At 60.4% G+C, this 11,316-nt stretch carries 9 protein-coding genes and 4 tRNA genes; 4 read left to right on the forward strand and 9 right to left on the reverse strand.

Annotated elements, in window-relative coordinates:
• Positions 1–114 precede the first annotated feature (114 nt).
• The 7 genes from GTQ41_RS22905 to rluD form a co-directional block, all read right to left on the reverse strand.
• Positions 115–191: transfer RNA gene (locus tag GTQ41_RS22905), tRNA-Pro, on the reverse strand.
• 97 nt (positions 192–288) lie between these two features.
• Positions 289–364 (reverse strand) — tRNA-Lys (locus GTQ41_RS22910).
• A gap of 5 nt (positions 365–369) precedes the next feature.
• Positions 370–446: transfer RNA gene (locus GTQ41_RS22915), tRNA-Pro, on the reverse strand.
• Between the two features lie 9 nt (positions 447–455).
• Positions 456–531 (reverse strand) — tRNA-Asn (locus GTQ41_RS22920).
• Between the two features lie 295 nt (positions 532–826).
• Positions 827–3,391, reverse strand: a complete 2,565-nt coding sequence (gene clpB / locus GTQ41_RS22925) for an ATP-dependent chaperone ClpB (RefSeq protein ID WP_047296631.1) — start codon at positions 3,389–3,391, stop codon at positions 827–829.
• 131 nt (positions 3,392–3,522) lie between these two features.
• Positions 3,523–4,245: a peptidoglycan editing factor PgeF gene (gene pgeF / locus GTQ41_RS22930; RefSeq protein ID WP_041065342.1), complete on the reverse strand. Its 723-nt coding sequence runs from the start codon at positions 4,243–4,245 to the stop codon at positions 3,523–3,525.
• The gene (gene rluD, locus GTQ41_RS22935) at positions 4,242–5,204 is read right to left on the reverse strand and encodes a 23S rRNA pseudouridine(1911/1915/1917) synthase RluD (RefSeq protein ID WP_047296633.1); all 963 of its coding nucleotides are present in this window, start codon (positions 5,202–5,204) and stop codon (positions 4,242–4,244) included. The genes pgeF and rluD overlap by 4 nt, the downstream gene beginning before the upstream one ends.
• A 151-nt stretch (positions 5,205–5,355) precedes the next feature.
• On the opposite strand from rluD, the gene GTQ41_RS22940 reads away from it, so the two are divergent.
• From GTQ41_RS22940 to GTQ41_RS22955, 4 genes are all read left to right on the forward strand, one after another.
• Positions 5,356–6,378, forward strand: a complete 1,023-nt coding sequence (locus GTQ41_RS22940; protein ID WP_047296635.1) for an outer membrane protein assembly factor BamD — start codon at positions 5,356–5,358, stop codon at positions 6,376–6,378.
• 125 nt (positions 6,379–6,503) lie between these two features.
• A complete protein-coding gene (locus GTQ41_RS22945; RefSeq protein WP_027612810.1) occupies positions 6,504–6,737 on the forward strand; it encodes a PP0621 family protein in 234 nt (77 codons plus the stop codon).
• The gene (locus GTQ41_RS22950; protein ID WP_047296636.1) at positions 6,727–8,316 is read left to right on the forward strand and encodes a PAS domain-containing sensor histidine kinase; all 1,590 of its coding nucleotides are present in this window, start codon (positions 6,727–6,729) and stop codon (positions 8,314–8,316) included. Before GTQ41_RS22945 ends, GTQ41_RS22950 begins: the two co-directional genes overlap by 11 nt.
• Entirely contained in the window at positions 8,313–9,659 is a 1,347-nt protein-coding gene (locus GTQ41_RS22955) for a sigma-54 dependent transcriptional regulator (RefSeq protein ID WP_047296637.1), read from the forward strand. The genes GTQ41_RS22950 and GTQ41_RS22955 overlap by 4 nt, the downstream gene beginning before the upstream one ends.
• Positions 9,660–9,749: 90 nt before the next feature.
• Here GTQ41_RS22955 and thiO read toward each other — a convergent pair whose 3' ends face one another.
• Together thiO and GTQ41_RS22965 are read right to left on the reverse strand one after the other, a co-directional pair.
• Positions 9,750–10,850 (reverse strand): glycine oxidase ThiO, encoded by a 1,101-nt coding sequence (gene thiO, locus GTQ41_RS22960; RefSeq protein ID WP_047296639.1) that lies wholly within the window; start codon positions 10,848–10,850, stop codon positions 9,750–9,752.
• A 58-nt stretch (positions 10,851–10,908) separates the two neighbouring features.
• The gene (locus GTQ41_RS22965) at positions 10,909–11,310 is read right to left on the reverse strand and encodes a type IV pilin protein (protein ID WP_041065326.1); all 402 of its coding nucleotides are present in this window, start codon (positions 11,308–11,310) and stop codon (positions 10,909–10,911) included.
• Positions 11,311–11,316: the final 6 nt, after the last annotated feature.

The following is an 11,316-nucleotide window of genomic DNA, read 5'->3' on the forward strand; positions in this document are numbered from 1 at the left end:
TGGCAGCCCCTCTCGTTAGCGGGCTATCGGCAAGTTGTACGATGACTTGAAAGGAATTGTCTGGCGCGAGGACAAAAAAAATCCCCGTATCTTTCGATACGAGGATTTTTAATATGGTCGGGGTAAGGGGATTCGAACTCCTGACATCCTGCTCCCAAAGCAGGCGCGCTACCGGACTGCGCTATACCCCGGTAAAAAAAAGGCGACCTTTCAAAGATCGCCTTCTTCGATCAGCGCTTTTGGCCTCTGATCTTAAGATTCGATCCCAGTGTTACCTGGTTTCAAAAATGGTGGGTCGTGTGGGATTCGAACCTACGACCAATTGGTTAAAAGCCAACTGCTCTACCAACTGAGCTAACGACCCAAAAATGGTCGGGGTAAGGGGATTCGAACTCCTGACATCCTGCTCCCAAAGCAGGCGCGCTACCGGACTGCGCTATACCCCGGTTTGAAATTGGCTCCGTGACCAGGACTCGAACCTGGGACCCAATGATTAACAGTCATTTGCTCTACCGACTGAGCTATCACGGAACTACATATTTCAATTTACAACGGTGAAACTTACAGCTCCTAGACGCCGTTCGCATCGCTGCGTTCGTGTGTCTGAGGCGCGCTATTCTACAACCTAGAACACCTCTGTCAACCCCCTAAATCGCTTTCAAGTTAATGATTTGCAACTTATTTCAGATTTCAGCTCAGTGAGCTGAGATGCTGCGGGTGACTGACTGCGGGGCGCACTTTACAAGCCTTTTCCTTAGAGTTCAACAGCCTAACGAAAAAAAGGCCTCGCAAAGCGAGGCCTTCCTTATTTCATTGGCTTTACCGCTCAGTCGAAAACGATTTCGTCGCTCACGACCTTGCCGGTTGCCGTGTCGCCCGGCAGGAAATGCCCCGACAGGATCAACTGCGCCAACGGGTTTTCGATCCAGCGCTGGATTGCACGTTTGAGCGGACGTGCGCCATACACCGGGTCGTAACCCACGGCAATCAGCTTGTCCATCGCTTCCGGGCTCAGTTCCAGCTTTAGCTCGCGCTCGGCCAGACGACTGCGCAGACGGCCCAGCTGGATCTCGGTAATGCCCGCGATCTGATCCCGCGCCAATGGCTCGAAGATCACGACTTCGTCGACCCGGTTGATGAACTCGGGACGGAAGTGACTGGTCAGCGCGTCCATCACCGCTGCACGCTGCGCCTCACGGTCACCGACCAGTTCCTGGATCTGCGACGAGCCGAGGTTCGAGGTCATGACAATCACGGTATTACGGAAATCCACCGTACGTCCGTGGCTGTCGGTCAGGCGTCCATCCTCCAGCACTTGCAGCAGGATGTTGAACACGTCCGGGTGCGCCTTCTCGACCTCATCCAGCAGGATCACCGAGTAAGGTTTGCGGCGTACCGCTTCGGTCAGGTAACCGCCCTCCTCATAGCCAACATAGCCCGGTGGCGCCCCGATCAGCCGCGCCACGGAATGTTTCTCCATGAACTCGGACATGTCGATCCGCACCATTGCCTCTTCCGTGTCGAAGAGGAATTCGGCCAGCGCCTTGCACAGCTCGGTTTTACCGACCCCGGTCGGGCCGAGGAACATGAACGAACCGCTCGGACGATTCGGATCCGCCAGCCCGGCACGCGAGCGCCGTACGGCGTTGGCCACCGCGACCACCGCTTCGTCCTGACCGATCACGCGCTGGTGCAACAGGCTTTCCATCTTCATCAGCTTGTCGCGCTCGCCTTCGAGCATTTTCGACACCGGAATACCGGTCCACTTCGAAACGACTTCGGCGATTTCCTCTTCGGTCACCTTGCTGCGCAGCAACTGGTTTTCGCTCTTGCCGTGTTGGTCGACCATTTGCAGGCTGCGTTCCAGATCCGGGATCACCCCGTACTGCAATTCGGCCATGCGGTTAAGGTCGCCTTTACGGCGCGCGGCTTCCAGTTCCTGACGCGATTGCTCGATCTTTTGCTGAATCTGCGCCGAACCCTGTACCTCGGCTTTTTCCGAGTTCCAGATTTCTTCCAGATCCGAGTACTCACGTTCGAGGCGGACAATTTCTTCCTGGAGTTTTTCCAGGCGCTTCATCGCCGCTTCATCGCTTTCTTTCTTCAGTGCCTGGGATTCAACCTTGAGCTGAATCAACCGACGCTCCAGACGATCGAGCACTTCCGGCTTGGAGTCGATCTCCATGCGGATGCGGCTGGCGGCCTCGTCGATCAGGTCGATGGCCTTGTCCGGCAACTGTCGATCAGTGATGTAGCGATGGCTGAGCTTGGCGGCCGCGATGATCGCACCGTCAGTGATCGCCACCTTATGGTGAACCTCATAACGCTCCTTGAGGCCACGCAGGATCGCGATGGTGTCTTCTTCGCTCGGCTCGTCCACCAGCACTTTCTGGAAACGCCGCTCAAGCGCCGCATCCTTCTCTATATATTGGCGGTACTCGTTGAGCGTGGTTGCGCCGACGCAGTGCAGCTCACCGCGCGCCAGTGCCGGTTTGAGCATGTTGCCGGCATCCATCGAGCCTTCGCCCTTACCGGCGCCGACCATGGTGTGAAGCTCGTCGATGAACAGAATGATCTGCCCTTCCTGCTTCGACAGTTCGTTGAGCAGCGCTTTGAGGCGTTCTTCGAACTCACCGCGATACTTGGCACCGGCAATCAGCGCGCCCATGTCCAGCGACAACAGGCGTTTGCCCTTGAGGCCGTCCGGCACTTCGCCGTTGATGATGCGCTGGGCCAGACCTTCGGCAATCGCGGTCTTACCCACACCAGGCTCACCGATCAGCACCGGGTTGTTCTTGGTGCGACGTTGCAGCACCTGAATGGTGCGGCGGATTTCGTCGTCACGGCCGATCACCGGATCGAGCTTGCCGTCTTCGGCGCGCTTGGTCAGGTCGACGGTGTACTTGTCCAGTGCCTGACGCGACTCTTCATGGTTGGCGTCATTCACCGCCTCACCACCGCGCAGGTTGTTGATCGCGTTTTCCAGGGCTTTCTTGCTCACGCCCTGGCCGAGCAGCAGTTTGCCCAGTTTGCTGTTCTCGTCCATCGCGGCGAGCAGCACCAGTTCGCTGGAAATGAACTGGTCGCCCTTCTGCTGGGCCAGACGATCAGCCTGATTGAGCAGACGCGCCAGATCCTGCGACATGTTGACGTCGCCGGTCGGGTTCTGGATTTTCGGTAATTGATCGAGCTCTTTGGTCAGCTCTTTGCGCAGGCTGTTGACGTCGAAGCCCACTTGCATGAGCAGAGGTTTGATCGAACCACCCTGCTGTTCAAGCATGGCTTGCATCAAGTGCGCCGGCTCGATGGCCGGATGATCGTGGCCAACGGCCAGGGATTGGGCGTCGGACAACGCCAACTGTAATTTGCTGGTTAAACGGTCTATACGCATGGGGTCACCTTCCTTTTGAGCAGGTCGGACCTAAAAACCATCCTGAATAAAGAAACCTGCCAGATACCACTGTAGATGCGGTCGATTCTGGGAGATTCAAGCGTCGGGAGATTGATGTAGATCAGACAAGCTTAGCGGGTGAGCCAGACAAGGGAAGCAAAGCGCCCCGTGCGCGACGCACGGCGGTAAGAAAAGAAGCGCGGATCGGTCACCGTGCAGAAACCGCCACCATAAACCGCCGTGACACCTTTGGCCGCCAGACGCAGACGCGCCAGCAGATAGATGTCAGCCATGAACTTGCCAGCATTGTGGCTTGGCACGAAGGCGGCTGCCGCTTCCGGCAGTTGCTTGACGAAGACTTCGCGTACTTCCGGGCCGACTTCAAAGGCTTTCGGGCCGATGGCCGGGCCGAGCCAGACCAGCACGTCCGCCGCAGCGGTGTCGAGATGATCGAGGGTGGCTTCCAGTACGCCCGCCGCCAACCCGCGCCAACCGGCATGGGCCGCCGCGACGCGAGTACCGGCCCGGTTGCAGAACAATGCCGGCAGGCAATCGGCAGTCATCGCCGTGCAGGCAATCCCGGGAGTTGCCGTCCAACTGGCATCGGCGGTGGCCACCACGCCCGGATCAGCATGCGCCACGACAATGCCGTGCACTTGCTGCAACCAGGCAGGCTTTATAGAGAAATGTTCGGTCAGACGCCGACGATTCTCGGCGACTGCGTCCGGGCGATCATCGACATGATCGCCCAGATTGAGGCTGTCGAACGGCGCCTCGCTGACACCTCCCTCGCGGGTGGTGACACAGGCCCTGACGCTGGCCGGCGCAGGCCAGTCCGGCGTCAGCCAGTTCATCCGACGAAGGCCTCGCGATCCTGCTTGAGCAAGGTCAGCAGCCAGACGAAATCTTCCGGCAGCGGCGATTCCCAGCTCATGCGCTCACCGGTGGTCGGATGATCCAGCTCAAGGAAGCGCGCGTGCAGCGCCTGACGCGGGAAGTGCTTGAGCGACTCGACCATGGTCGGGTTCGCAGCAGGCGGAATGCGGAAACGACCACCGTACGCCGGGTCGCCGACCAACGGGAAGTTGATGTGCGCCATGTGCACACGGATCTGGTGGGTCCGGCCGGTTTCCAGCTTGACCCGCACGTGAGTGTGGGACCGGAAACGCTCCAGCACGCGGTAGTGACTGACGGCCGGCTTGCCGCCTTCCATCACGGCCATGCGCTGGCGCTGCTGACCATGGCGACCGATCGGCGCGTTGATCTTGCCCCCGGCGGTCACCACACCGATCACGATGCACTCGTAGATCCGGCTGACACTGCGGCTTTGCAGCTGGGCAACAAGCTTGGTCTGCGCCTGGATGGTCTTGGCCACCACCATCAGACCGGTGGTGTCCTTGTCCAGGCGATGCACGATACCGGCGCGCGGGACATTGATGATGTCCGGCACGTGGTGCAGCAAGGCATTGAGCAAGGTGCCATCAGCGTGGCCGGCAGCCGGGTGCACCACCAGGCCCGCAGGCTTGTTGATCACCAGGATGTCGTCGTCTTCATAGACGATGTCGAGCTCGATGTCCTGGGCGATCCACTCGCCCTGGGCTTCCTGCTCGGCAGTCAGCTCAAGGACGGCACCGCCATGCACGATGTCGCGCGGGCGGATGACCGCCCCGTCCACAGTCAGGCGACCTTCTTTGATCCAGGCGGAAAGGCGCGAGCGTGAGTGCTCAGCGAAGAGTTGGGCGGCGACTTGATCGAGGCGTTGGCCGCCCAAATCGGACGGCACCTCTGCGCGAAGTTCAATTTTATCGGACATGCTCTGACTGGGCGTCGGCACAGCCTTTGGTTTCGGCTGCGCGCTTGTGGTTAAATACGGCGTCTTTTGCCCCGAGGCTTTTCAACGGGGCGCTCATCATAACAGGACGGCCCCGCCCAAGACAGCGGCCGTCATAGGGACGCAAGCCGCCATGCAAGTGAAACACCTGCTGCTGATCGCCATCCTCGCATTGACCGCTGCTTGCTCATCGAAGGAAGTCGTCGACGAAAACCTGAGCGAAGCCGAGCTGTACCAGCAGGCTCAGACCGACCTGGACAACAACAGCTACACCAGCGCCACGGCCAAGCTGAAGGCTCTGGAGTCGCGGTATCCGTTCGGTCGCTACGCGGATCAGGCACAGCTTGAACTGATTTATGCCAACTATAAAAACGCCGAGCCGGAAGCTGCCAAGTCCGCCGCCGAACGTTTTATCCGTTTGCACCCACAGCACCCGAACGTGGACTATGCCTATTACCTCAAGGGGCTGACCTCGTTCGACCAGGACGTCGGCCTGCTGGCGCGCTTCCTGCCGCTGGACATGACCAAGCGTGACCCGGGCGCTGCCCGCGACTCGTACAACGAGTTCGCCCAACTGACCAGCCGCTACCCGAACAGCCGCTACGCACCGGACGCCAAGCAGCGCATGATCTACCTGCGCAACCTGCTGGCCGCCTACGAAATCCACGTAGCCGACTACTACCTGACCCGTCAGGCCTACGTCGCCGCCGCCAACCGTGGCCGTTATGTAGTGGAAAACTTCCAGGAAACCCCATCGGTCGGCGACGGCCTGGCGGTGATGACCGAGGCTTACCAGCGTCTGCACCTGGACGAACTGGCCGCTACCAGTCTGGAAACCCTGAAACTCAACTACCCGAATCACCCAAGCCTGCAGGACGGTCAGTTCGTGCCTTCGGTTGCCGAAGCCGACAACCGTTCGTGGCTGAGCAAGGCCACTCTTGGCCTGATCGAGTCGCGTCCACCGCTGCCGCCGGGAGAAACCCGCGCCAACCAGGACGTGCAGAAGCAGTTCCAGGACGCGAAAGACGCGATCCCGAACGAGCTCAAGCCTAAAGACGAAAACGGCGACGTGATCGAGGAAGAGCGTCATGAAGCCGAAGGCAACAACGAAGATCGTTCGTGGTTCAGCTACATGACCTTCGGCGTGTTCGACTGATCACATCGGGTACATAAAAAGGGAGATCTGCGGATCTCCCTTTTTTGTGGCGGCGCGTTAATAGTCTGTGCGCTTGCCGGCTCCTTGGCTAAACTGCCGAATCATTAGCCGAAAAGCCGCCCATCATGCTTCGTTTACTGTTCTGGATTGTCCTGATTTTCGCCGCGGTATGGCTGTGGCGCAAATTCAAGGCGCCCGCCTCGTCTGCTCAATCGCCCCGCGAGCAAGACGCCGCACCGATGGTGCGCTGCGCCCACTGCGGCGTGCATCTGCCCCGCGACCGTGCGCTGAACCTTCAGCAACAATGGTATTGCAGCCAGGCTCATCTTGAGCAAGGCCCGGGCGCCAGTGATCGCTGAGGCCGCCAACGCCGACCGTAAACAGGCGCAGCGCCTGCTGCGCCTTTATCATCTTTACCGTTTGAGCGTCGGCATCACGCTGGTGCTGCTGATCTCCAGCAATATGGACAATCGCCTGCTGACGTCGGCCGACGACGATCTGCTGCGCAGTGGCAGCTGGTTGTATCTGGTGCTGAACATCCTGCTGGTGGTGTTTCTGGAAAATACCCGGCGGCCCTCGCAGCTGTTCAGTCTGGCGCTGGTGGATGTGCTGCTGCTGTGCGGTTTGTTCTACGCGGCGGGCGGGGTGGCCAGCGCGATCGGCAACCTGCTGATTGTCTCGGTGGCGATCAGCAACACCTTGCTGCGCCGGCGCATTGGCCTGCTGATTGCCGCCATCGGCGCACTTGGCATTGTCGGCTCAAGCTTCCTGCTGAGCCTGAGCCATCCCCTGAGCGCCAATGACTATCTGCAAGCCGGAACCCTGGGCGCCTTGTGCTTTGCCGCATCGCTGCTGGTCCAGGGTTTGATCCGGCGCCTGGAAGTCAGCGAAAATCTCGCCGAACAGCGCGCCAGCGAAGTCACCAGCCTTGAAGCCCTCAACGCTCTGATTCTGCAACGCATGCGCACCGGCATCCTGGTGCTCGACGAGCAGCGTCGGGTACAGCTGGCCAACCACAGTGCGAAGACCCTGCTGGCCCAGTCGCATCTTGAAGGCCATTTGATCAGCGACTATTCGCCAGCATTGGTCGAGCGCCTGCAACTGTGGCTGAGCAACCCGACCCTGCGCCCGCAGAGCCTGAAGATTCCCGGCAATGGCCTGGAACTGCAACCGAACTTCATCGCCCTCGATCAGAGCCCCAACCAGCAAACCCTGGTGTTCCTCGAAGATCTGGCGCAAGTCGCGCAGCAGGCCCAGCAACTCAAGCTCGCCGCGCTCGGGCGCCTGACCGCCGGCATCTCCCATGAAATCCGCAATCCACTGGGCGCCATCAGTCACGCCGCGCAGCTGCTGGGCGAGTCCGAGGAACTCGATGGTGCGGATCGGCGTCTGACGCAGATCATTCAAGACCACTCCCAGCGCATGAACCGAGTCATCGAAAACGTCCTGCAACTGTCGCGCCGCCAGCAGAGCGCCCCTCAGCGCCTGGATCTCAAGCCATGGCTGGAGCACTTCGTTGCCGAGAGCCGCGAACAGGCGAGCGAGCGGCAGTCGATTCATTTGCGGATCAATTCCGGGGACTTCATCACGTTGATGGATCCGGATCAGCTCACGCAGATTCTCGACAATCTGTTACGTAACGGCTGGCGCCACAGCGCCCTGCTGCACGAGCAGGCCGAGGTCTGGCTGGCGCTGTTCATCGACCCCGAGAGCCAGCTGGCGGTGCTTGAAGTCCAGGACAATGGCCCCGGTGTACCGCTGGATCAACAACCGCATCTGTTCGAACCCTTCTTCACCACCAGCAGCCAGGGCACCGGCCTTGGGCTTTATCTGTCCCGTGAGCTGTGCGAAAGCAACCAGGCGCGCCTAGACTTCAAACCACGCCAAGGCGGCGGCTGCTTTCGCATCACCTTTGCTCACGGACGGAAACAAAGTTGAACACGAGCCCACGGCAAAAAATCCTCATCGTCGACGACGAGCCGGATATCCGCGAACTCCTGGAAATCACCCTGGGACGGATGAAACTCGACACCTTCAGTGCTCGCAACCTCGGCGAAGCCCAGGCGCTGTTACAACGCAATGCGTTCGACCTGTGCCTGACCGACATGCGCCTGCCCGACGGCAGTGGGCTGGACCTGGTGCAGCACATTCAGCAACGTCATCCACAACTGCCAGTGGCGATGATCACCGCCTATGGCAGTCTGGAAACCGCGATCAACGCATTGAAGGCTGGCGCCTTCGACTTCCTCACCAAGCCAGTTGATCTGACGCGCTTGCGTGAACTGGTCAGTACCGCGTTGCGCATGCCGGCGGTGGGCGGCGCCGGCACGTCGATAGACCGACGCCTGCTCGGCGACTCGCTGCCCATGCGCGATCTGCGCAAACAGATCGACAAGCTGGCGCGCAGTCAGGCGCCGGTCTACATCAGCGGAGAATCGGGCAGCGGCAAAGAACTGGTCGCACGGCTGATCCACGAACAGGGACCGCGCGCCAGCAAGCCGTTTGTGCCGGTCAATTGCGGGGCGATTCCGTCCGAGCTGATGGAAAGCGAGTTTTTCGGCCATCGCAAGGGCAGCTTTACCGGCGCGGTCGAGGACAAGCCCGGGCTGTTCCAGGCCGCGCACGGCGGCACCCTGTTTCTCGACGAGGTGGCGGACCTGCCGCTGGCGATGCAGGTCAAACTGCTGCGGGCGATTCAAGAGAAAGCCGTGCGCAGTGTCGGCGGCCAGCAGGAAGCGGTGGTCGATGTGCGCATTCTCTGTGCTACCCATAAGGATCTCGAGGCCGAGGTCGCCGCCGGGCGCTTTCGCCAGGACCTGTATTACCGCTTGAACGTGATCGAACTGCGTGTGCCGTCCCTGCGCGAACGGCGCGATGACATTCAGGTATTGGCTGCGCACATGCTCCAGCGTCTGGCGGCAGGCAGCGGACGAGCGGCGGCCCGCCTGCACCCTCAGGCGCTTGAGGCGCTGAAGAGCTACCGCTTCCCGGGGAATGTGCGAGAGCTGGAAAACGTCCTCGAACGGGCGCACACGCTGTGTGAAAACCAGTTGATCGAGGCGGCAGACTTACGGCTCAGCGAAGGTAATTGCGCGGTTGAGGGCGGCATCGCCGATCTTACCCGGATCGACAACCTTGAGGATTATCTGGAGAACGTCGAGCGCAAGCTGATCCTGCAGGCGCTGGAGGAAACCCGCTGGAATCGCACGGCAGCGGCGCAGCGCTTGAGTCTGTCATTTCGCTCGATGCGCTATCGGCTGAAGAAACTCGGTCTGGATTGATTCGTTAAAAGATCGCAGCCTGCGGCAGCTCCTACAGGAAATGCATTCCAATGCAGGAGCTGCCGCAGGCTGCGATCTTTTGCTTTTGCCTTAAATACGACCTTCAGGCGCATACGGCGCCGGATCGATAATCGGCGTACGCCCGAGCATCACATCGGCAAACAACTGACAAGACGCCGGCGCCAGCACCAGGCCGTTGCGGTAATGCCCACAGTTCAGCCACAAACCCTCAAACCCCGGTACCCGGCCGATATACGGAATCCCCTCCGGCGAACCCGGGCGCAAACCGGCCCAATGCCCCACCACTTCGGCCTCCGCCAGCGCCGGCAGCAATTCGACTGCCGAAGCCTTGAGGCTCTCCAGCGCGACCTTGGTCGGGGTCTTGTCGAAGCCTTCGTGCTCCAGCGTACTGCCGATCAGAATGTGCCCGTCGCGACGTGGAATCGCATAACGTCCCTTGGCCAGCACCATGCTCGGCAGGAAATCCGCTGCACACTTGTAGAGAATCATCTGGCCCTTGACCGGCTCCACCGGCAGCGTCAGATCCAATGTCTTGAGCAGATCACCGCTCCATGCCCCGGCCGTCAGCACGATCTGCTCGCCGCGGATCAGGCCCTTGGACGTCTCGACGCCAATCACTCGCTCGCCTTCGCGAACAAACCCGCTGACTTCGCATTGTTCGTGAATCGTCACGTTCGGCAGCGCCAGCAACGCCGCTTTCAGCGACTTCACCAGCCGTGGGTTTCTGACGTTGGCCACATCGGCCATGTAGATCGCCCGGGCGAACCCGCCCCCCAGCACCGGCACCGCGTCGTGCACCGCCGAGATATCCACAGCCCGCAGCGGACGGTCTTCCCGCTCAGCCCAGGCCAGTGCTTCGGTTTCATCTTCCAGATCCAGCCAGTACAGGCCGGTGGTGTGCACTTCGGGATCAACTCCGGTATCGGCAAACAGCCGCTCGCCCAGCTGTGGATAAAAATCCTGCGACCAATGCGCCAGCGCGGTGACGGCCGGGCTGTAGCGCCACGGGTACAGCGGCGAAACGATGCCGCCACCGGCCCAGGACGATTCCTGGCCGACGTTCGAGCGATCCAGCAGCACCACGCTGCGCACTTCGGAGGCGAGGTTGTAGGCGGTCAGCAGGCCAATCACCCCGCCACCGACAATCACCACTTGCTGTTGCCTGGTCATGTTTGATCCAACCGTAATAAAGACAGCGGGCGCAAAGAGGCGCCCGTAAGAAGTTACCTCAGCGGCCCCAGCAATCCTTGGTGGTCAGCCCGGTGGTAGCGTTGTTCATGCTTCTGACGCCGGTGTTGGTCAGGGTGAAATCACCGCACTTGTCGGTCGCCATGGTCGTACCGGCCTTGCGGGTGGCGGTCAGCAGGAAGGTCTGGTCAGCGATCGTCGGGGTGATGGTGTAAAAATCATTGCCCGTGCTCAGACCGGTGATGCCGGTGTAGACGTTGTTTTTGGTGTAGAAGCGCTCGAGGATCTGCGCCTGTTCCGAAAGCAGCGACACCACTTCGGCGCGCCGGCCCTTTTTCAGGTACTCGGTGTAGCTCGGTGCGGCGATGGTGATGATGATCCCGATGATCGCAATCACGATCATGATTTCGATCAGGGTGAAGCCCCGGTTGAATCTGCGCATGCCTCA

Origin of the sequence: Pseudomonas sp. AN-B15 (assembly GCF_019056475.1) — a bacterium.
GTDB lineage: Bacteria > Pseudomonadota > Gammaproteobacteria > Pseudomonadales > Pseudomonadaceae > Aquipseudomonas > Aquipseudomonas parakoreensis.